The organism is Sporosarcina sp. UB5, assembly GCF_050859005.1.
In the GTDB taxonomy this organism is placed as follows: Bacteria; Bacillota; Bacilli; order Bacillales_A; family Planococcaceae; genus Sporosarcina.
In genome coordinates this window covers 1,638,344-1,661,547 of sequence record NZ_CP125984.1, presented here as the reverse complement: position 1 = coordinate 1,661,547, position 23,204 = coordinate 1,638,344, and the positions used below count along the sequence as shown (strand labels likewise).

Here is a 23,204-nt window from a genome sequence, read left to right as displayed (position 1 = left end):
CGTATTTTATAAGAGAGAAGGTTTGTTGTGAAACGAAAAATCAGTAAGTATAATCATGATTTTGAAATAGTGGTCGTCAAATCGATGTTCTTAATGGAAAACATAGAGCTGCCGTGCATTACGAAGGTCTCCCACATCCAATATCAATAGGGGATTCCCATAATGAAAAAGAAGCAATTGATAGCGCAATGAGAACATTCTTAATGGAATGTTCCTTGGAGGCGGCATTGAATTACTAAAAGAAAATACTTTATCTGCCAAAGCAATTAATGCCCTCAAAGAACTCAGGGATTGGATACCTGGCTATTATATTAGAAGCATCTCGACCGAGGTGCTTTATTTATTTGAATGAAGAGTTGCTGAATGAGTAACCTACAGCCGATCGAAGTGGATCATGTTACCAGAATGGATACTTGGAATTATATTCGGGGAGGAAATATAGAACATTTCGAGAAATAACTCGGCATATGCCCCCTATCCCCCCCATCCTCCAAGACTCGCTACGGGAGGATGGCTAATCCTTACCCGGTGGAAATCCCACCCACTATGTGTTGCAACCTATACTCGGTCGCTCTGCCTGGCACCGAAAATCAATCATGCCTACCAAGTTCTACCCGCATATTAAAATAGCCCTGAGGAGATTCCTCTCCACGGAGTCATCCTCCAATGATTATTCTGAATTGCACGGGTGCCTGTACCCGAAATTGATTGATATATAAGCTACAACGATGAAAGCAAGCTACAATAATTAAATAAAACAAATAATTAGGAGATGAGAAATTTGGAACCAGTTGAGTATATAAAAGATATGATGGGTGTTGCCGAAGGAACAATTATTGATAACTCAATTGACGTTGCTTTAGGTTCAGCACCAGTAATCGGGAATTTGTATAAATCGTATCAAATAAAGAAACTTGAAAAACGGATGAAAGCAAATGAGCAACAATTATTAATAATTAAAAGAAAAGTAGAAACAAGCGAAAATGAAGTTTTTTACAAATCAGAAGTGTTTCCATTAATAGTTAAAAAGTTGATGGAAGAGGATGAGGATGTCAAAGCAAAAGTTATCATTGATGGATTTGAACATTTAATTGATGATGACTTAAATGAAATTGAAAAAATTTATCATTATTACGATGTTTTATCTGAATTAAGATATAGTGACATAAGGTTATTTGTTGAAAATTATATGCCATATGAAATGAGAAACACCACAGAATTAAGAATCAATCTTGAATGGCCAACTGATGAAGAAAGGCGTTCTGTATTTGGCAAGTAGGAAATGCATAGTTTGGCAGTTAAAAATGTAGCTACTTGCCAACATTCCTTTTTAGCGATTCATAAGGGATTCTTTATGGCGAAAGCTTTCGCGGTTAAAGACAATTAAATGTGAGTAATGAATTAAACGGTCGATGAAAGCCTCAGTCAGGATTGGATCCCCAAAGACGTGATTCCATTGCCCAAATTGAAGGTTTGTCGTCACCACTACACTTCGCCTTTCGTAACACAGATTAATGACTTGGAATAGGAGCTCCGCTCCTTGCTTATGCAGCGGAACATAGCCGAGTTCATCTAAAATCAGAAGATCCAAACTTTCAATCTGCTTATAGAGCTTTCCAAGCGTCCCTTTGTCATTAGCTTCCAACAGTTGATTTACAAGCCGGGCAACGGTATAAAAACGAACTTTTTTCTGATTTTCCCGGATGGCATTCCATCCCGTTAGGGAGGCCAGAAGTGTTTTTCCCACGCCAACCCCTCCGTATAGAATCAAATTCTCTTTTCTCTCAATAAAATGTCCCTTTATTATGTCTTCCTTTGAGATATCGCCATTCATGTGGATACCATCCCAATCAAAATGTCTGCCAGATATGTCCGGCAACGAAGATTGGGAAATCAATAGATTTAATTTCCGTTCTTCCCGCTGTTGAATTTCCCTTTCGAACAGTTTCAATAGATACTCTTCGTTAGATGCTGCCTTCACTTCATGAAAGTTTTCGCGGATCCAACTCAGTTTCAAGCGCTTTGCGTGCTCCTCTATTAGAACTCTCATGTTTGTCCACCTCCAGACAATCTCATGAGCTGGTCATAGTGGGTTAAACCCCTCGTTGTCTCCCCAGTGACCGGAACCTTTTTGGTTAGCCTGGATAGCGGAAGCGTTTCCCGTATGCCACGTCCATTCATCAATTGATAGTAGACATGCTTAATTGATTCTGCTGATGGATGACCGTGTTCTGAAGCCATCTTCAAAGCTTTCGTCGGAAGATCAAAGTCCTGTCCTTTCAAAATTACTGATAATAGCCCCAAGGCATTCTTCTTTTCCTCTACCGTACATTCCTCGAAGTAGAGTTTCCAATCTTCAGGCAGTTGATCGTAAAAGGAACTGTATTTCAACGCTGTTGGCCGTTTGGCCATCAATGTCAGGTAAGGTTGCCAATTCATTGCTTTCTTTTCCGATCCATAGATTCTCGGGTGGGAGACAAGGACTTCATTCCCGTCGTTAAGGATGGTCACAGTGTCAAAAGAGACCTTGGCTGTCACGGCTTGTCCCGCAATACGTGGGGATGTTGAGTACTGCTTCTTATCAATTCGGATAAAGCCGTACTTGTCTGCCTTCGCATGCACATACCTGACACACTCAAATGCCTTGCCTGGCAACTGAAGAAATTGTTCCCGGTCTGCCAAATGGAGTTCGGCAATCGGCAATTCCTTCTCGTAATGTGGACGGTTTCTATCTGTCATACTCCAGGCAATCGCCTGCTCATTCAAGGTTGACAAATCATCATAAGGGATGGCAGGCAACAGATAGTTGTTGCGTATGTATTTGACCATAGATTCGACATGCCCCTTCTCATTTCCACTGTCCGGATTACAGAATTCATAACGAAACCCGTAATGGGCTACGAAACGCTCAAACTCCTCAGTCAGTTCTCTTTCCCCATTCGGCAGGACCTTTTTCACTGCTGGTGCAAGGTTATCAAAGCGAATGGTATGTGGAACGGCACCAAGGGAATCGAACATATCCGCCAGCCCCTGTAGGAAGCACTCTCGATTCTCCGCAGGGAACACTTGGAATAGAAAGGCGTTGCTGTAGGGAAATGAGAGAGCTAGATAATGCCGGATCACCTCTTCTCCCTTATATAGGAATGGAGCTTCCCCGAAGTCAACTTGTGCCGTTCCTGGTTTCGCCTCTAGTGGTAATGCTGCCTCCTCATTCTCTTGCATTAGTTCCTTTTTTCGTCTCGCTACATAATCACGGACCGAACGGTCCGACCCCTCAAACTTATGAATCTCCACCAACAGGTCAAAGATGCGCTGTGCCGTCCGACGGAATTTTTTCTTCTTTTTCGCATCTTCCAATAGCCATTCGTCAATGATTGGCTTAACCGGATCCATGACAGGTGCTTTTCTCTTTTGTCTCACCGGCTTTTCGAGATTGAAGTCCTCCATCTCGGCATATTTCCTAACAGTTCTCCAGTCTCTTCCCATTTGTTTGGCCACTGAAGAATAAGTGCGTCCTTTTGAGTTGGTCTCATATCTGATATAATTAATTTCAGCCATTGCTAACATCTCCTATATACCTCCCGTGAACTTATTGCCCAACAGGAGTGTATGTATTTTTTTGGATGTTGGCAAGTGGCCTTTTTTTATATACATAGATTAGCTGCCGTTTTCTACATTTCTATCGTGCCATAAACAGGCGTTCAGACGCAAACAAAGAAAAGCAATCAATTAATTCATACCAAACAAATAAATTAGAGCGCTTAGGTTTGATAAAAACAATAGCATATAGTAAAGATGGCGATGAAGACGATATAACTAAACAAGATACTCCAATAACTAATTTCGGTAAACGATTTTTAAAGTTCTTTGCATTTGAAGAAACTCCGGAAAAATGATTTAGCCCACATTCTTCAAGATTGTTATTTCAATATTCGCAACAACAGGTCTTAGGCATCTTCTTTCAGATTGAGTTTCAAATTCAATGAGAGTCCTGCGCGTAAAATTGTGCTAAATGTGACAATTATCTTTGACAACCACTGATTTGTCGTTAGATTAAAAGGAAAACTTAATGTAAAGGAGAAAATTTTTATGGATAGAAAAGTATGGGAAATTGATTTCGATGTGATTGGCCCTTTATCAATTAAAAGTAATATGAGTTTCAAGCAAGAAAAAGGTTTTGATTCCACCAATTTTACAGCGATATAAGTTTAGAAAAAACATCATTTGGCTTTAAAGCCACTATTACCGCTTATGCAGAAAACATAGATATCGCCGAAACTGTTGCTAATGTTTACTTCGGAAGAATGAGGGATGTTTTATCATTAACTAATGATATACCTATCCAATTGCGTAAAAATGAAGGTGTATTTGGCAAGTAGGAAATGCATAGTTTGGCAGTTAAAAATGTAGCTACTTGCCAACATTCCTTTTTAGCGATTCATAAGGGATTCTTTATGGCGAAAGCTTTCGCGGTTAAAGACAATTAAATGTGAGTAATGAATTAAACGGTCGATGAAAGCCTCAGTCAGGATTGGATCCCCAAAGACGTGATTCCATTGCCCAAATTGAAGGTTTGTCGTCACCACTACACTTCGCCTTTCGTAACACAGATTAATGACTTGGAATAGGAGCTCCGCTCCTTGCTTATGCAGCGGAACATAGCCGAGTTCATCTAAAATCAGAAGATCCAAACTTTCAATCTGCTTATAGAGCTTTCCAAGCGTCCCTTTGTCATTAGCTTCCAACAGTTGATTTACAAGCCGGGCAACGGTATAAAAACGAACTTTTTTCTGATTTTCCCGGATGGCATTCCATCCCGTTAGGGAGGCCAGAAGTGTTTTTCCCACGCCAACCCCTCCGTATAGAATCAAATTCTCTTTTCTCTCAATAAAATGTCCCTTTATTATGTCTTCCTTTGAGATATCGCCATTCATGTGGATACCATCCCAATCAAAATGTCTGCCAGATATGTCCGGCAACGAAGATTGGGAAATCAATAGATTTAATTTCCGTTCTTCCCGCTGTTGAATTTCCCTTTCGAACAGTTTCAATAGATACTCTTCGTTAGATGCTGCCTTCACTTCATGAAAGTTTTCGCGGATCCAACTCAGTTTCAAGCGCTTTGCGTGCTCCTCTATTAGAACTCTCATGTTTGTCCACCTCCAGACAATCTCATGAGCTGGTCATAGTGGGTTAAACCCCTCGTTGTCTCCCCAGTGACCGGAACCTTTTTGGTTAGCCTGGATAGCGGAAGCGTTTCCCGTATGCCACGTCCATTCATCAATTGATAGTAGACATGCTTAATTGATTCTGCTGATGGATGACCGTGTTCTGAAGCCATCTTCAAAGCTTTCGTCGGAAGATCAAAGTCCTGTCCTTTCAAAATTACTGATAATAGCCCCAAGGCATTCTTCTTTTCCTCTACCGTACATTCCTCGAAGTAGAGTTTCCAATCTTCAGGCAGTTGATCGTAAAAGGAACTGTATTTCAACGCTGTTGGCCGTTTGGCCATCAATGTCAGGTAAGGTTGCCAATTCATTGCTTTCTTTTCCGATCCATAGATTCTCGGGTGGGAGACAAGGACTTCATTCCCGTCGTTAAGGATGGTCACAGTGTCAAAAGAGACCTTGGCTGTCACGGCTTGTCCCGCAATACGTGGGGATGTTGAGTACTGCTTCTTATCAATTCGGATAAAGCCGTACTTGTCTGCCTTCGCATGCACATACCTGACACACTCAAATGCCTTGCCTGGCAACTGAAGAAATTGTTCCCGGTCTGCCAAATGGAGTTCGGCAATCGGCAATTCCTTCTCGTAATGTGGACGGTTTCTATCTGTCATACTCCAGGCAATCGCCTGCTCATTCAAGGTTGACAAATCATCATAAGGGATGGCAGGCAACAGATAGTTGTTGCGTATGTATTTGACCATAGATTCGACATGCCCCTTCTCATTTCCACTGTCCGGATTACAGAATTCATAACGAAACCCGTAATGGGCTACGAAACGCTCAAACTCCTCAGTCAGTTCTCTTTCCCCATTCGGCAGGACCTTTTTCACTGCTGGTGCAAGGTTATCAAAGCGAATGGTATGTGGAACGGCACCAAGGGAATCGAACATATCCGCCAGCCCCTGTAGGAAGCACTCTCGATTCTCCGCAGGGAACACTTGGAATAGAAAGGCGTTGCTGTAGGGAAATGAGAGAGCTAGATAATGCCGGATCACCTCTTCTCCCTTATATAGGAATGGAGCTTCCCCGAAGTCAACTTGTGCCGTTCCTGGTTTCGCCTCTAGTGGTAATGCTGCCTCCTCATTCTCTTGCATTAGTTCCTTTTTTCGTCTCGCTACATAATCACGGACCGAACGGTCCGACCCCTCAAACTTATGAATCTCCACCAACAGGTCAAAGATGCGCTGTGCCGTCCGACGGAATTTTTTCTTCTTTTTCGCATCTTCCAATAGCCATTCGTCAATGATTGGCTTAACCGGATCCATGACAGGTGCTTTTCTCTTTTGTCTCACCGGCTTTTCGAGATTGAAGTCCTCCATCTCGGCATATTTCCTAACAGTTCTCCAGTCTCTTCCCATTTGTTTGGCCACTGAAGAATAAGTGCGTCCTTTTGAGTTGGTCTCATATCTGATATAATTAATTTCAGCCATTGCTAACATCTCCTATATACCTCCCGTGAACTTATTGCCCAACAGGAGTGTATGTATTTTTTTGGATGTTGGCAAGTGGCCTTTTTTTATATACATAGATTAGCTGCCGTTTTCTACATTTCTATCGTGCCATAAACAAATGAAGGTCGATTTAGTATGACAAGAAGTTTTAGAAGTAGAAGAATATTGGAGAAATCGGATATCATCACTGCTTTTAAAATGGCTAGGGTATTTGAAAGCGATGAACCCAAATTATTAAGAGCCATTGGATGGTACTCAAAGGGCAAGTTATCAAATAATACATTCGATCAATTTTTTTCTTATTGGAATGTGATAGAAATAATAGGTAGTTGTTATCATACTCCAACAGAGCGAACAAAATCTGGGGTTAAAAACCAGGTTTATCAATGTTTTATAGAAAACTTTGGGGACATAGATAATTGGGGCTTGCCGGAAAAGTGGATAGATTCTATGCATGAAAAAAGGAGTCAAATTGTGCATGGTGGAGAAGATACAACACTTGAAGCAATCGATGAAACTTCGAAAATGATTCCTTTGTTGGAGGATACTTCAAATAGAATAATAAATATGATAATTGATCACAAATATGATAGGAATGATTTTCTACACTTTGATTTTTAAAACATAAACTTCTACCAGCTATACTATGAAGAGTATCAGGTTCTAAATCAATTTAGAATTCAATGAGAACCTGGTACCCGGAATTTTATTTTCCTTACAACGTATCCTTTTTGACCTCTCCTGTCTATATAGAAGGTAAAGGGGGAATTACCAATGGCACAACAATGTTTTAAGGAACACTTCAAGTTCGCAGATGCAGGAGAGATGTTTCAAGCCTCTATCAAGCACACAAATCGCCACAAGGCTGTTCTGACGAAGGATGATCGCAATATATTGGATTTGATCCGTTTCTACACGGCTTGGCACGGGGCTGCCAATCTGACGTATGAACTGCTTAAGTCTACCGGAAGATGTCTATCCACCATTCATTGCGCTATAAGGAAGCTTATTAAACTAGGCATCATTAGAGAGTGCTATTCTGAAATCGACGGTATTCCAACTGTACTTTATACGATGCAGCCGTTTGAAGAGGATTCTGTCGGAGCATGGTCAAGGTTCAGCAGACCAGTTCAATCAAAAAGGTACCAGGTTCTGGAACAATTCCGAATTCAATGAGAACCTGGTACCCGGAATTTGGTGCCTGGCACGAAAATTTGGCGGAAAGTGGTTAAAATCATGGCACGTGTGACAATCATCGGCCGTAATCAACCGCATCCCAGCAAGTCTACCCGCATATACAAAATAGGATCATAACGATCCTCTCCACAGAGCCATAGACAATGAATATTTCAATTTACTTGGTAACTTAGCACCTAAGATAAATGAATATTTCGGATTAAATGGGTGCCTGGCACCGAATGGCACCGAAAATTAGTCTACCCGCATATACAAAATAGCACCGTAAATATCCTCTCCACAGAGCCATAGACAATGAATATTTCAATTTACTTGGTAACTTAGCACCTGAGATAAATGAACATTTCGAATTAAATGGGTGCCTGGCACCAAAATCGATAACAATAGTTGCTCCATTTTCGGCAGCATTATTAATAGCTGATACTAGCTCATTATGCCGACGTAGTTTTTCTTTCTCTTCTGCAATTTTACTTTCTTGAAGGATTCGAAGGGTATCTTCCTGTTGCCTCTTAATTCTATTCACCGCACCACTCATTGTATCGACAGGTTGTACCTTATTAAAAATTTCTTTATTAAATTTTAAATTTCCGAGGTCCTTAAAATCCGGCACAAAACCACCCCTAATCTCTACTAAACAAATCCCTTGTGTACACCTTGTCCCCTACATCACGTAAATCATCAGACAACCGATTTGCAACAATAACATCTGATACTCTCTTAAACTCATCAAAGTCATTAATTACTCTGGAATTAAAGAAAGTCTTGTCATGAAGTGCAGGTTCATATACAACAACTTCTATACCTTTAGCTTTAATTCGCTTCATGACGCCTTGAATAGCCGATTGTCTAAAGTTATCAGAGTCCATTTTCATAGTAAGCCTGTAAATACCAACAATTCTAGGATTCTCCTTAATAATCATTTCAGCAACATGATCTTTTCTAGTTCTATTTGCATCAACAATAGCTGTCATTATATTATTTGGAACATCCTCATAATTGGCTAATAGCTGTTTTGTGTCTTTAGGTAGGCAGTAACCACCATAACCAAAAGATGGATTATTATAGTGATTACCGATTCGTGGATCCAAACCCACTCCATCAATTATTTGCTTACTTTCTAATCCCCTTACTTCCGCATAAGAATCGAGCTCATTAAAAAATGCGACTCTCATCGCAAGGTAAGTGTTAGCAAATAGCTTTATGGCTTCCGCCTCTGTTGAATTTGTAAACAAAACTGGAATATCTTCTTTAATTGCTCCTTGAGCTAATAAGTCAGCAAATACTTTAGCTCTATCTGACTGTTCACCAACTATAATTCGCGATGGGTACAAGTTATCATATAGAGCCTTTCCTTCCCTTAAAAACTCAGGTGAGAAAATAATATTATCTGTTTCAAATTTCTCTTTTATTTTTTCCGTATATCCAACTGGGACTGTAGATTTAATTACCATTACCGCTTCTGGATTAATGGATAATACATTAGCAATAACCGCCTCAACAGTTCTGGTATTAAAGTAGTTCTTTTCTGGATCATAATTCGTTGGCGTAGAGATGATGACATACTCCGCATCTTTGAATGCTTTATAATTATCGGTTGTTGCAATTAGGTTTAATTCTTTTGTTGCTAAATATTCTTCAATCTCATTATCCATAATCGGAGATCTTTTATTGTTAATCATATCTACCTTTTCTTGTATAATATCAAGGGCAATAACTTCATTATGCTGGGCTAGCAATATTGCATTTGATAACCCTACATAACCCGTTCCTGCAATTGTAATTTTCATATACTATTTTACATCTCCCAATTATCTATTTTTAACCTGCCATGATACCAACATAACCTTAGTCATTTAATCAATTTAGTCACACAAGTGCAAAGATCTTAGAAATACCCCCGAATAATCCACGGTTGCTTTCCAATCTTTTATCTTATAAAAGTTCAGAATCATGGAGTAACCCAGGTTCAAAGTAAAATCATAATCATTGATGAACAAATTAAATTTCAAAATATATGCTGTCCATCAAACAATACTTTTCAGGAACTTATAAATTAAGCCATTGGTTACAACAATATTCGCACAACAAATTAAAAATAATAATGTAACAATATCAATACCGGAAAACAAATTTGCCTCAAAGAAAGCATGTAAGAGAAGGCTAATCATAATTGAAAAGCTAGTTACATAAAAATTAGTATTAAACGCTTTATCGTTTTCCACAAATAATGCTTTTCTTCTCAAAGCATTAAATCCCTGAAAGAATTTATTGAATATTTGAGCGACAAATGCCAATAGTAAACCAAGACCTAAAATACCCGTTTCTATCGCTATTAGGATAAATGAATTATCCAATGGATTACCTATTTTACTGGTACCTACTAAGTCCCTACCAATACCCAAATCACTTAGGGCTCCTCTACCTAAACCATATGGCACAAAACTATTCTCTCTAATAATATTCAGCCCTGTTATTAACGGATTTAGTCTTCCTTGTATACTAAACTCCGTGAATTTAAAACTTTGAGCCAGTAGACCAATTCCTCTACTTAATGCAATATATATTAACAATCCTGAAGAAATTAGAAAAAACAATTTAAACACCTTGGATAAAAATAACCCTTTGTATATTTTAGAAATCAGATTGAAATAAACAAGAGAAAACACTAAAGTTATAAGTAACGCTGACCTTGAACCAGTCATTATTAGGTTAATTGTTGTATATGATAATACTAATAAATAAATAATAAATTGTTTTCTCGACTTTGCCATCGTAATGAATGGAATTGATAACATAACCCCTATTGCTGATATAATTCCGTGCGAATTTGGATTTCCAAGACCATCATATCTTACATACATTATTTCATAAAGAGTGAATACAAACCCTCTATTCAATAAATTTGCAATCAGTAAATATGCAAGGATTGAGTAAAGTATCATTTTAAAAGCTAAAGTAATATGACTGTAACTAGAGCTGAAGTTGAATAAAAACACTAAATATAAAATAAAATATATTATAAAAACGATAAGTCTTATTAGCGTATAAATGTCAAACTTATTAGTTATAAGCACAACTGTAAATAGCCATATTATAAAGATAAAATATATTCCTATTTTCGCATTGCTTAGCACGTATCTATTTATTTTATTAAGTCTTAATACTAATGGTGCCATAAGGACGGCAATAGTTGACATGTAAAGTATATTAATCAAAGTTGTACCCATGTCTAGCACCCTCATGACAATTAGAAACAAAACACTAATTGGTGCTATAAGGTATACAATCTTATCTTGTAATGTTAACGGACTATTCATAAAGGGCTCCTTATTCAAAATGCTTTGTTCCAAAAGCTAACCTTAAAATCTACTCTTATTGATTTCCTAATAAAAAATACTGGGATCAAAGATAGAAAAGCAATATTGATAAATTATAACTTCTATTCAAGGGGATTTATGCCCTTAAGTTACCAAAGTTCTATTTAGGTATGGGATTTTTCGAAGGATTTTATTTCCTCGTTTAATATTCTTTGTGCTAATATATATTGAATAAAGTATACAAGAGACATAGCTATACTATACAATCCTACTGCCATGTACGATTTTAATGATAAGTAACTTGATATTCCAAAGACAGCTAATACTAATAACAAACTAAACACATTAAGTAATAAGGCAGTTTTTTGTTTTTCATAAATATCAAATATATTACTTATCGGCTTAAAAATAAATCTAAAAAAAACTACAACAGAGAGTAAACTAGCGTAGACCCCCGCCTGATGCCAAGCACTGCCAAAGAATAAGGAAAATAATAAAGGGCCTAAAAAAATTAATATGGTAAGAGGGATTGCTCCGATTAGAACCAAATTTCTCAACAGTTTTCTTGATAACTCCTGAATTCTCCTGGGATCCCTTCTACTAAGTGATGCACTTTCCGCATAATAAACATTACTAACAGACGTTCCTATTAAATTCATTGGAAGCTGTATCACACTATTAGCTAAGCCAAATAAACCAACAGCTTGCGTACCATATAAAGAAGTTATCATTATTACAGGAAGTGAAATAGTTATATCGCCCAAGAACCTTCTTGGGGTTGTAAAGATAGGGAAGCTTCTGTATCTTTTTGCTGCCCATAGTATGTCTTTAACTTTCACTTTACTAAGTAAACTTCTTTCCCTTTTAAACAAAGGGGAGGATAAAGTAATAATTCCAGCACTTTGCCCAGAAATTTTTCCTAAAAGAAGACCAATTGGCCCCTTTCCTAAAATCCCAAATATAATCGTGATCATATTTTGTGATATTGCCTGAGAAAATTTGGTTTTAGTTAAATCTTTAAAGTTCTTCTTTCTATATGCCCACTGAGTAAAAATACTATATAGACCCATAAAAAACACACCAAGTGGAATGAAAAGTTTAAAATCAATAAGAACATTGCCATTAAGGAAGGTCAGAAATCCCTCTCCCCAAAAAGTTAACAACAAGGTTATTAAACTATTAAAGAAAATTAATGTAATAATACTTAGCGACAGTACGTTTATTGCCTTTTCTTCACTCTCAGCTATCGGAATTCCCTTTTCATAATTCATAGATCCTAATATGTTTAATAAAGGTAAAATTGCAGCGTAGACAGAAATAACTCCATATTGTTCAGGAGTATATAATCTAGTAATTACCGGTAGTAATACTATTCCAATAACCTGAGCAAAAGCTGTTCCTCCAGTAATCATCATTACATTTTTCAAAAATGTACTTTTAAATTTATCATTTAGCCATTTTATAACAATCACCCGTTTTTTAAAATATCCTTATTCAGCATAGAAATATTGAATTCTTTGTCGATTAACTCCATCAAATCACTATGGTACCTTTCAGGGCTATATCTTGTTTCTACTAATTCCAAGCTATTTTCACCCATTTTCTTCAGAATACTCTTTTCACCAATTATACTTATAATTTTATCTTTTAAGTCATTTGAGTCATCACTTTTAAATACATAACCATTAGAACCTTGGTCAATGTAATCTTTTGCTCCTGCGGAATCACTGCAAATTACAGGCAACTTATTTGCCATAGCCTCAAGTATTGATACTCCTAATTGTTCGTTTATCGAAGGCAAAATGAACAAATCATTTAACAAATATTCATTTTGTACATCCGTGTATTCCAAATTAGTCTTTATCTCTACAATTTCATTCAAATTATTTTCATCAATATATTGTACGGCCTTTTTGTATTCGGATTTATGGGAATCTGTAGATACCTCACCAATAATAGTTAATTTAATATTGTACAATTCTTTTAATTCTTCTATGACTTTAATAAGAAGCATATGGCGTTTCCGTGGAATAAACTTACCAATAGACAGTATATTAATTTGGTTATTTCGAAAAAAGCTCTTTTGTTTAACCCTTCTATCTACTTTCATTATGAAAGGCAAATAATAGATACTTTTTGAAGTAAATCTATTATTTTCACTTTTCCCGTTTATTGGTGTTACCATTGTTTTTGGTACAACACTTTTATATATTGTTTTTCTAAATTTATCATACATTGTATTAGTCCCTTCGGTTTTATTAGAACTATACTTTGGAACTTGTTGATAAAGAATTGTGTTAATCTTTAATGATTTACATATTGAAAAGGTCAATAAGCTAAAAAGTGTTCTATCCCTAACGATAACAATGTCCGGGGAAAACTTTTTTATTGCTTTATAATATTTTATAATTGAAGGGAAACCATAGTTACGCTCAAATTTATATTGATCTTGACCATTTCTTTGCAGATTTTTCTTTAATATATTAATAAATTTAAATAGCAAATTATAGCCAAAAACCTTAGGCTCCACTAAACTATGATCTTCACTAGCGCCAATATACTGTGCAAAAAAGCTTACCTCATGTTTATGATTTATCAAAGTTTCTACTATTGGATATTGATTTGTATGAAACCTCGGTGCAACAAATAAGATTTTCAAAAGACTATCCCTCCAACAACTTGAACAATTCTTATTCAAATAGCTTATAAACGCCATCCATATAATCATCTATCGAGTATTTTTTATTATCTTTAATTATTGCTTGTGAATCATAACCACTTTCATATTTTTCAAGTATTTTACCAACAAAATCGTCTATATTTCCTTCAGGTATTAAATCGCCATTTAAATTATTTTTAATGATTTCTGAAATTCCCCCAGGCATATTAAAAGAAAACACGTAAGTACCACATGCATTCGCCTCAATTACAACGTTTGGAAAAGACTCCCTAGTTGATGTTAAAAGAAGCGCAAATGATTGCTTCATATATTTATAGGGATTTCCAACAAAACCGTGGATAGTTACACGGTCATCTAAACCTTTATTTGTAATATATCCCTCTAAATTGCCTCTTTCATTACCATCGCCCAATATGTTTAAGTGAAAATTCTGGGGAAGTTTTTCCATTATGTCTACCATTAATGAATAATTTTTAACCTTTTCAATTCTACCTACCGCAATTAAATTAACTTTATCATTTCTCCATAAATCCTCTGAAATACTTTCGGTGCCTAATAATTCGATTTTGCTGTGCTCTATTGGGTTATTTAAAACTACGACATTATTACTGTTAACCTTGAAATAATCTTGAACTTGTTTAGCCATGTATTTTGATTGCACTATTACATAATCTAACTTTCTTAGAAGAGCTTTATAAGCAAATGATAAAACCCGCTTTTTTTGTGACATATTTTTAAATAACCATTCACTATAAACAATATTCTCTCTTCCAATAAAAGTGACCTTTTTAAAAAATAATAACTTAAGACTTGATAAGATTAGATTAATATGACCAATTATTGAAAAAACAATATCTGGTTTTTCAAGTTCTATCACTCGTTTTAGCTTTGGGATTGAAAAGATTGCACTTTTGCAATCTAAGTCGATTATGTTTATTTCTTCTTTTAGCTTTGATAAATGCCCGCCTTCTTTTTTTACTAAAACAAGTTTAACATCGAACAAGTCTAAATTTATATTATTAAGGATTTTTATTAAGACCGCCTCTGCCCCACCATGATGGAGATTAGGCGCTACAAATAAAATCTTTTTTTTCATTTTCCCCACCATTTTCATATATTTAAGTCACTAATAATATATAAGCCATTTTCTTCTTAGTGATCTGAATAACAAGGTAAATATCATTCTATCTTAAATGTTTTTTGTACCATTCAATAGCAGCTTCAATACCCCTTTCGAAGCTCCAATCCGGGTCATAGTCCAGTAATTCTTTTGCTTTACTTATATCGGCATTACTATGTTTAATATCTCCCTTACGATCAGGTCCAAATACCGGCTGAATATCTTTTTCTAATGCATTTAACAAATGGGTATAGATATCAATTAAAAACTCCCTGCCACCATAAGCAATATTATAGGCATGACCTGCTGCTTCATGGGATGCATTGCAAGCTTTCAAATTTGCCTCAATTACATTCTCGATGTAAGTAAAATCTCTACTCTGCTTTCCATCGCCATTAATAGTTGGTTGCTCATCATTAAGTAACTGTTTAATGAATTTTGGAATTACTGCTGCATAAGCACCATTAGGATCTTGTCTTCTACCAAACACATTAAAATAACGCATCCCATAAGTATCAAGTCCATACAATTTTGTATAGAGTTTTCCATACTCTTCATCTACTTTTTTGGTAAGTGCATAAGGTGATAATACATTGCCCTCTCTTCCCTCTTTTTTAGGAAGATTTGGCTCATCGCCATACACTGAAGAACTAGAAGCATAGACAAATTTCTTAACACCTGTTTGCCTTGCTGCTTCCATCATATTTAGTGTACCTTTTATGTTTACCTCTTCATAAAACAAAGGCATCTCAATACTTCTTGGAACACTCCCCCATGCAGCTTGATTTAAAACAAAGTCGATTCCTTCACAAGCTTTCATACATGTTTCAAGATCACGAATATCTCCCTCTATAAATTCGTAATCAGGATTATCTAAAAATTCTTCCACATTTTCTTTTTTACCAGTTGAAAAGTTATCAAGCCCTCTAACTTTATAGCCTAATTTAAGTATTGCTTCTACTAGATTAGAACCAATAAAGCCCGCTGATCCGGTAACTAAGAATTTACTGTCCTCTGGAAACTTTATATTTTTATAACCCACGATTATAACCTCCAGTATACAAACCCAGTATCCTCTGCTTTTTGTCTGTTAAACATTCCTTTAAGGTCTATCAATACACGATCTTTTCTATCAATATTTATGCCAAACTCAGATGTTGCAGCCACTTCACTCATTACTTCTGAATATACATATCCTGAAGTTCCAAACATCGCTTTCACATCTTCCAATTGAATAGATCTAAATTCATCGTGTGGAACTGCAAAGATTACTGCATCCATTTCTTTTATATCTTCTATTTCACAAAGATTTATTCTATATTCACGCCATAAATCTTCTTTGTCTGCTTGAGGATCTACAACTTTAACGTCTACTCCGTACTCTTCTAATTCTTTTATTACGTCGACTACTTTTGTATTTCTGACATCGGGACAGTTCTCTTTGAACGTAACACCAAATATAGCCACTTTCGCACCATTTATTTGTTTATTAGCTTTAATCATTTTCTTCACTGTACTTTCAGCGACATATTTGCCCATGTCATCATTTATTTTTCTTCCTGAAAGAATAATTTGGGAATGATAACCTATTTGCGCTGCTTTGTATGTTAGGTAGTATGGATCAACCCCGATACAGTGACCTCCTACTAGTCCTGGAGAAAAATTCAGGAAGTTCCACTTTGTCCCTGCTGCTTCAAGTACCGCCTTTGTATCAATTCCCATTTTATTAAATATAATAGAAAGTTCATTCATAAAAGCAATATTAATATCACGTTGTGAATTCTCTATGACCTTTGCTGCCTCAGCAACTTTAATACTAGTTGCTTTATGCACACCGGCTTCAACGACTAATTCAAATACTCTTGCAACAGTATCTAAAGTTTCTTCATCTTGTCCCGATACAACTTTAACAATAGTCTCAAGTCTATAAACTTTATCACCAGGGTTAATTCTTTCTGGTGAATATCCAACCTTAAAATCCACACCACATTTTAATCCTGATTCTTTCTCTAAAATTGGAACACAGATATCCTCAGTTACACCGGGATAAACTGTAGACTCAAATACAACTATCGATCCTTTTGTCAAATTTCTACCTAATGTGCGACATGCTGATTCAATCGGTGTTAAGTCAGGTGTATGGTCATCTTTTACTGGCGTAGGCACGGCTACAATATGAAATCTAGCTTCCCTAAGACTCGCTTCATCTGATGTAAACTCAACTGTTGTATTCTTGATTACTTCATTTCCCACTTCTTTTGTAGGATCTATGCCGTTCTTATAAAGTTCAATTTTTTGTTTATTTACATCAAAGCCAATCACATCAGCCTTCTTTGCAAAAGCAACAGCGATTGGCATACCTACATAGCCAAGTCCTACTAATGAAATTTTCTCTTCTCTATTAACAATCTTCTCATATAAGTTCATATAGAATTCTCCTTTGTTATAAACCCATTGTCCGGATAATGGTTTGGTTAACAACCTTGACATCATATTTTTCTTTAGCAATCTTCTCGCTTTCATGCCCCATGTTTTTGCATATTTCACGATTAGATATCAAGTATTCCATCTTACTTGTTAACCCTTTGATATCCTTGACCTCCACTAAATATCCATTTAATCCTTCAATAACTGTCTCTCTACAACCAGGAGCATCACTTGTTATTATTGATCTACCCATTGCCATGGCTTCTAGAACAGTTTTAGGCGTACCTTCATGATAAGACGGTAATACATATGTGCTACATTGAGAGATAAATGGTCTTACATCACTCTGCTCCCCAAAATATTCAATAATACTATTTTCTATATATGGATTTAGTTCTTCTGGTTTTAGAGCAGAGGGATTACTATCAAAAGGCCCTACTAGTAAACAACGAACCTTAGGGTGTTTATCTTTAACTTCTCTACAGGCTTCTAAATATTCCATTATTCCTTTATCTTTAATAAGTCTACCAATATAAAGAAATGCCGGTTCTTCTGGAAATTGCGTTGGTCTGAATTTTTCAAGATCAACTCCCGAACCATTAATTATTACTGTCTTATTCTCTTTTATTAAACCATTTTTAATAAACTCATTTTTATCATCTTGATTTTGAAAGAATACTTTCTTGCTACATTTGCAAGCAGCCCAGTATTCTATTCTCATTATTGTTTTTACTACCTTGTTTTTAAAACCTTCTCCCCTAAATATCGAACCAAGTCCAGCTATTAAAGGGTATACTTCAGAAATACCATTTAACTTTGCAGCTAAACTTCCATAGACAACCGTTTTAGCTTGGTATGCGAACACTTTGTCAGGTCTTTCCACTTTCATGAATGTATAAAGAGACCATAAGGTTTTTAAATCTTTAAGTGGATTCACACCATTTCGTTCAACATATAGCTGCCTATAATCAATATTGTATTCTTGAAACTTTTTCTTCCATTCCGCTTCAGGCTCAGAGCCTAATGCAATAACGGTATGACCATTTTCTATGAAGTCTTTCATCATATCCATACGAAACCAAAACAATGATGATGTATGGCTTGAAAGTACAGCAATTTTCATATCAAAGCTCCTACTCATATTAGCTAATTTCTATTTGTCACTAGGTACTCTTGCACTTCTATTTGTATTCCTTTTTCAAAAGTCATAGGATTATAACCGAAGTCACTAGTTGCCTTATCGTGGGAATAGCTTCTGTCTTCTCCCATTCTCTGAACCCGTTCTATATAATCGATTCTTCCTAGCGTCAGAGTTTTAATAACCCTTGCCAACAGTACACCTAAACCTAATGGTACGCTAATGAAGACTGTTTTTTTATTAAGTTCTTTGCTTATTAACTTGAAAGCATCTATCATTCTAATTGGCCTTTCACCAGATAGGTCATAGGCTTCTCCATCAGACTCTGCTGGAGATATTAATACAGTAAAATATGCCTTCCCTAAATCTCTGGCATTCACTGGTTGAATTAAACTATTTCCACCGTTGATAACTGGTATGATCCTTAGTTTATCTATCAACTTAATAAACTTACTCATATTTCTATCACAAAGATCTCCATATATCATAGAAGGTCTTAAAATTGTAATTTTTGTCATACATTTAGTATCGCTTTTTAGTTCTCTAATCTTTTGTTCTATTTTCTTATATCCCTCTGAGGCATACTTGAACTCCGAATATATCCCTGTGGTGTGTACTAATATAGCCCTTTTCAATTTATTTTTAATAGCAGATTCAACGATCATTGGTGAATGATGTATATTATAGATGTGCATTACCGTATCTACACCATTCATCACTCTATCGATAAAATCTGAATCATCTAAATCTCCTACAACCTTTTCTATATTTAAGCCGCTGTTATCCAAAAGAGAAGTATTAGATGTTTCCCTAACCACACAGCGAATAGAGCCTTCATATTTATTATTAATAAGTTCTTGTAAAAAGTATTTCCCCGTATGACCAGTGATTCCGGTGACTAAAAGCATTTCAACACCTCTATTACTCTATTTACTTTCATGAAGTTTCTGTCTCCTTAGTACTCGCAACTTCCTTATTAACTCCGGTTCCACCTTCAACAACCCCGTCACTCTTCACTACACTTACGATTGTCCAAAAGAAACATTTTATATCCATCCATAGACTAATTCTCTCAACGTACTCTCCATCTAACTTTGCCTTTATCTCAATAGGAAGTTCATCCCGTCCGTTAATCTGTGCCCAACCAGTTAATCCAGGTGGTACATCATTAGCACCATACTTTTCCCGTTCAGCAATCAAATCATACTGATTCCATAGTGCTGGTCTTGGCCCAATAATACTCATTTGTCCCACAAAAATATTCCAAATCTGCGGAAGTTCATCAAGTGAAGTTTTTCTTAAGAACTTCCCCATCTTTGTGATATACTGTTCTGGATTACTTAATAAGTGAGTTGGAGTGTCCTTCGGTGTATCTATTCTCATGGTACGGAATTTTAAAATGTTAAAATGTGTCTTATTAATTCCTACACGCTTTTGCTTAAACAAAACCGGCCCTTTTGAATCTATCTTGATTGCAATAATTAGAATCAAAAAAATGGGTGATAAGACAATAAGCCCTATTAAAGAAAGAATGATATCTATCAATCTTTTTACTTTCATATACATCCAGCTACACTCCTAATAATTTGTTCTTTAGTAGATTAGGACTTAATAAGAATAATTAATTTCTAATCAACTGCTAACCCACCAAAATAATATAAAACGAGGCATCCAACCTCACACCACACTCCCGATGACAAAACGCATCTAAGGTGGCACAATCATGTACCACCCACAGCATAGCCGAGTGCCTCCATTGATAAAGGTCAGGAGGCATCACCTAAAAGCATCAAAACCCGAACCGAAGGTTCAACCAACTCAAACAGAAAGCTTTTAACGAACCCAAGACCGAAGGTCCAACCACCAAATCAAAAAACCATCAATGCTTGACCCGCATCTCTCCCACTTTGCCAGCCATATACTCCATCAACTGCTCCCGAATCTCTTCATTCTCCAATGCAAACTCAATCGTAGTAGTAATAAACCCTAACTTCTCCCCAACATCAAACCGCTTACCTTCAAAGTCATACGCAAACACACGCTGCACTTGATTCAACTTCTGAATCGCATCCGTCAACTGAATCTCTCCACCCGCTCCAGTCTCATGTTCTCCTAAGTACTTGAAGATCTCAGGAGTGAGCACGTATCTCCCCATAATCGCAAGATTAGAAGGTGCCGTCCCTAATGCCGGTTTCTCCACAAAATTCTCAACTTGATACCTTCTCCCCACTTGGACCGAAGGTTCAATAATTCCATACCGACTCGTTTCTTCATCTGGCACAGTTTGCACTCCAATGACCGAAGCATGTGTCTCATCATACTGATTAATTAGCTGCTTTAAACCAGGCGTGTCCGCAGTTACAATATCATCACCTAGCAACACAGCAAACGGCTCGTTACCGATAAACTTCCTTGCACACCAAACAGCATGTCCAAGCCCTTTCGGTTCTTTTTGGCGGATATAATGGATATCGACATCGGAGGACTGTCGCACCTTCTCCAAAATATCGTATTTTTCTTTTTGCATCAGATTATCTTCCAGTTCGAAGTTATTATCGAAATGGTCTTCAATCGCACGTTTGCCCTTACCAGTTACGATAATGATATCTTCGATCCCCGATGCAATTGCCTCTTCAACAATGTATTGAATCGTCGGTTTATCAACGATTGGCAACATCTCTTTCGGCATTGCCTTTGTAGCCGGGAGGAACCTTGTTCCGAGTCCCGCTGCTGGGATAATCGCTTTCCGTACTTTTTTATTCATGTTTACTTCCTCCTTATACCGTGGAGCCAGGCACAGTCACAATTTGAAGGGCATAAATTGTGTCTGTGGCCTGGCACCACTGGGTTTTGACCTCCTCAAACGTGCACGCCTTGTAATAATAACTTCTTAAGTTTCCTTAGTTTATTTCTGGCTATTTCTGCCGTTTTGCCTTTTACACCGAAGTAAAATTTAATCTTTGGCTCGGTGCCGGATGGTCTTATACAGATCCATGAATCGTCTTCTAACTTGTATTTCAATACGTTTGCTTTCGGCAAGTCGATTGGGCTTTTCATTCCTGAAGGAAGTTCAGTTGCTATGCTCGTCATATAATCTTCTATTTCCACAACTTGAATTCCACCTATATGTAATGGTGGATTACTCCAAAAGCTCTCCATAATTCTTTCAATCTGTTCTGCTCCGTCTTTCCCTTCGAGCGTAATTGAATGAGTTTCTTCTATATAATAGCCAAACTCCTCAAAGAGATCGTTCAGAACGTCAAACAGCGATTTTCCTTGTGCTTTATAATAGGCAGCCGCCTCTGCAATAAATACAGCTGCTTGCACGGCATCTTTATCCCTGACAAAACCATCAATAAGGAAACCATAGCTTTCTTCAAAGCCGAATAGGAAAGTATGGTCTTGTGTCTGTTCAAACTCCTGGATTTTTTCCGCGATGAATTTAAATCCAGTGAGCGTGTCCATTGTTTCTAGCCCATACGTCCCCGTAATCGCTCGGGCTAATTCTGTTGTGACGATTGTTTTCATGACGACACCGTTTTTCGGTAACGTGCCCGCTTCTAATTTCTGTTCAAGCAAATAGTGAATTATGATAGAACCAATTTGGTTGCCCGTCAGGAGAACGTATTCTCCTTTTTCGTCCTTCACTGCTACGCCTAACCGATCGGCATCGGGATCAGTCGCTAGTATGATATCTGCATTATTTCCTTTTCCATACTGGATGGCCAATGTAAATGCGTCTGCCTCTTCCGGATTTGGCGATTTGACAGTTGTGAAGTTTGGATCAGGTCCACATTGCTCGTACACATATTTGACTTTCGTAAAGCCGAATGCTAAAAAGGCTTCTTGTACCGTTTCCGTTGCTGTCCCGTGCAGTGCCGTGAACACAATGGATAGGTCTTTATTGTTTGCACTGTCATTGAGCTTTATAGAATCCAATGAGTGGATATATGCGATATCTTCGTTCTTCCCGATATACGTGAGAAGTCTGTCCTTCTCCAATTGCTTCACTTCGGCCACTTCAATGAGTAGTTCCGTTTTCACTTCGTTCATATAGTCTATGATGACATCCGCCGCATCTGGTGGCAGTTGTGCACCGTCTTCCCCGTACATTTTCAATCCGTTATATTCCGGTGGATTGTGGCTCGCCGTAATCATGACACCTGCGTACGTGTTTAAATGCCGAACAGCAAATGAAAGAAGTGGCGTTGGACGGTACTTATCAAATACATACACTTGAATTCCTTCAGCGCCTACTGTCTTTGCGACTTCGAGTGCAAATTCCTTCGATAAATGTCTTGTATCGTAAGAAATGGCAACACCGCGTGCCATCGCTTCTTGTCCTTGGTCCTTTATATATTGGGAAAGGCCGTATGCAGCCTTTCGCACTGTGTATAGGTTAATGCGGTTCGTCCCTGGACCCATAATGCCACGCATGCCGCCAGTTCCGAACTCCAATTCTTTATAGAAGCAATCTTCCATCAGCTTATCGTCTGATTGATAGTTTTCTAATTCGATTTTTAATGGATCGTTTTCTGGCAGGTGGTGTAGCCAGTGGTTTAGGTTTTGTTTCCATTGCATGTTGGTGGGTCCTTTCTGGTGTTTTTTATTCCTGTATATACCGTGGATGCCAGGCACAGTCACAA

The 23,204-nt window shown here is 37.1% G+C and carries 20 protein-coding genes; 3 read left to right on the top strand and 17 right to left on the bottom strand.

Going from position 1 to position 23,204, the window contains the following annotated elements; all coding sequences use genetic code 11:
- Window positions 1-781: 781 nt before the first annotated feature.
- Complete coding sequence (locus QM454_RS08625) at window positions 782-1,279, top strand: hypothetical protein (protein WP_432356967.1); 498 nt, start codon at window positions 782-784, stop codon at window positions 1,277-1,279.
- A gap of 51 nt (window positions 1,280-1,330) precedes the next feature.
- Here the strand turns inward: QM454_RS08625 and istB (QM454_RS08620) are convergent, their stop codons facing one another.
- The 4 genes from istB (QM454_RS08620) to istA (QM454_RS08605) form a co-directional block, all read right to left on the bottom strand.
- Window positions 1,331-2,050, bottom strand: coding sequence for an IS21-like element helper ATPase IstB (gene istB, locus QM454_RS08620; protein WP_432356965.1), 720 nt, complete (start codon window positions 2,048-2,050; stop codon window positions 1,331-1,333).
- On the bottom strand, window positions 2,047-3,567 hold the full coding sequence (gene istA, locus QM454_RS08615; protein WP_432356963.1) for an IS21 family transposase: 1,521 nt from the start codon (window positions 3,565-3,567) through the stop codon (window positions 2,047-2,049). Before istA (QM454_RS08615) ends, istB (QM454_RS08620) begins: the two co-directional genes overlap by 4 nt.
- 863 nt (window positions 3,568-4,430) lie before the next feature.
- On the bottom strand, window positions 4,431-5,150 hold the full coding sequence (gene istB / locus QM454_RS08610) for an IS21-like element helper ATPase IstB (protein WP_432356965.1): 720 nt from the start codon (window positions 5,148-5,150) through the stop codon (window positions 4,431-4,433).
- Entirely contained in the window at window positions 5,147-6,667 is a 1,521-nt protein-coding gene (gene istA / locus QM454_RS08605; protein ID WP_432356963.1) for an IS21 family transposase, read from the bottom strand. Before istA (QM454_RS08605) ends, istB (QM454_RS08610) begins: the two co-directional genes overlap by 4 nt.
- Before the next feature lie 147 nt (window positions 6,668-6,814).
- On the opposite strand from istA (QM454_RS08605), the gene QM454_RS08600 reads away from it, so the two are divergent.
- Entirely contained in the window at window positions 6,815-7,300 is a 486-nt protein-coding gene (locus tag QM454_RS08600; protein ID WP_432356961.1) for a hypothetical protein, read from the top strand.
- Between the two features lie 153 nt (window positions 7,301-7,453).
- Window positions 7,454-7,855 (top strand): hypothetical protein, encoded by a 402-nt coding sequence (locus QM454_RS08595; RefSeq protein WP_432356959.1) that lies wholly within the window; start codon window positions 7,454-7,456, stop codon window positions 7,853-7,855.
- Window positions 7,856-8,075: 220 nt separating this feature from the next.
- Here the strand turns inward: QM454_RS08595 and QM454_RS08590 are convergent, their stop codons facing one another.
- From QM454_RS08590 to QM454_RS08530, 13 genes are all read right to left on the bottom strand, one after another.
- Complete coding sequence (locus QM454_RS08590; protein WP_432356958.1) at window positions 8,076-8,486, bottom strand: hypothetical protein; 411 nt, start codon at window positions 8,484-8,486, stop codon at window positions 8,076-8,078.
- Window positions 8,487-8,496: 10 nt separating this feature from the next.
- Window positions 8,497-9,663 (bottom strand): nucleotide sugar dehydrogenase, encoded by a 1,167-nt coding sequence (locus tag QM454_RS08585; protein WP_432356957.1) that lies wholly within the window; start codon window positions 9,661-9,663, stop codon window positions 8,497-8,499.
- 237 nt (window positions 9,664-9,900) lie between these two features.
- Window positions 9,901-11,103 (bottom strand): O-antigen ligase family protein, encoded by a 1,203-nt coding sequence (locus tag QM454_RS08580; protein WP_432356955.1) that lies wholly within the window; start codon window positions 11,101-11,103, stop codon window positions 9,901-9,903.
- A 254-nt stretch (window positions 11,104-11,357) separates the two neighbouring features.
- Window positions 11,358-12,665, bottom strand: a complete 1,308-nt coding sequence (locus QM454_RS08575; RefSeq protein WP_432356954.1) for a lipopolysaccharide biosynthesis protein — start codon at window positions 12,663-12,665, stop codon at window positions 11,358-11,360.
- Window positions 12,662-13,852 carry a glycosyltransferase family 4 protein gene (locus QM454_RS08570; protein ID WP_432356953.1) on the bottom strand — a complete coding sequence of 397 codons (1,191 nt, stop codon included), beginning with the start codon at window positions 13,850-13,852 and terminating at the stop codon, window positions 12,662-12,664. The genes QM454_RS08575 and QM454_RS08570 overlap by 4 nt, the downstream gene beginning before the upstream one ends.
- Window positions 13,853-13,883: 31 nt before the next feature.
- The gene (locus QM454_RS08565) at window positions 13,884-14,969 is read right to left on the bottom strand and encodes a glycosyltransferase (RefSeq protein ID WP_432356951.1); all 1,086 of its coding nucleotides are present in this window, start codon (window positions 14,967-14,969) and stop codon (window positions 13,884-13,886) included.
- A gap of 88 nt (window positions 14,970-15,057) precedes the next feature.
- Window positions 15,058-16,035, bottom strand: a complete 978-nt coding sequence (locus tag QM454_RS08560) for an SDR family oxidoreductase (protein ID WP_432356950.1) — start codon at window positions 16,033-16,035, stop codon at window positions 15,058-15,060.
- A 2-nt stretch (window positions 16,036-16,037) separates the two neighbouring features.
- On the bottom strand, window positions 16,038-17,420 hold the full coding sequence (locus QM454_RS08555; RefSeq protein ID WP_432356949.1) for a nucleotide sugar dehydrogenase: 1,383 nt from the start codon (window positions 17,418-17,420) through the stop codon (window positions 16,038-16,040).
- Window positions 17,421-17,436: 16 nt separating this feature from the next.
- Entirely contained in the window at window positions 17,437-18,543 is a 1,107-nt protein-coding gene (locus QM454_RS08550) for a glycosyltransferase family 4 protein (RefSeq protein WP_432356948.1), read from the bottom strand.
- 23 nt (window positions 18,544-18,566) lie between these two features.
- Window positions 18,567-19,466, bottom strand: coding sequence for an SDR family oxidoreductase (locus tag QM454_RS08545; protein ID WP_432356947.1), 900 nt, complete (start codon window positions 19,464-19,466; stop codon window positions 18,567-18,569).
- Window positions 19,467-19,494: 28 nt separating this feature from the next.
- Window positions 19,495-20,124 (bottom strand): sugar transferase, encoded by a 630-nt coding sequence (locus QM454_RS08540; RefSeq protein ID WP_432356945.1) that lies wholly within the window; start codon window positions 20,122-20,124, stop codon window positions 19,495-19,497.
- 313 nt (window positions 20,125-20,437) lie between these two features.
- Window positions 20,438-21,322 (bottom strand): UTP--glucose-1-phosphate uridylyltransferase GalU, encoded by an 885-nt coding sequence (gene galU, locus QM454_RS08535; protein WP_432356943.1) that lies wholly within the window; start codon window positions 21,320-21,322, stop codon window positions 20,438-20,440.
- 95 nt (window positions 21,323-21,417) lie between these two features.
- The gene (locus QM454_RS08530; RefSeq protein WP_432363803.1) at window positions 21,418-23,139 is read right to left on the bottom strand and encodes a phospho-sugar mutase; all 1,722 of its coding nucleotides are present in this window, start codon (window positions 23,137-23,139) and stop codon (window positions 21,418-21,420) included.
- Between the last annotated feature and the right edge of the window lie 65 nt (window positions 23,140-23,204).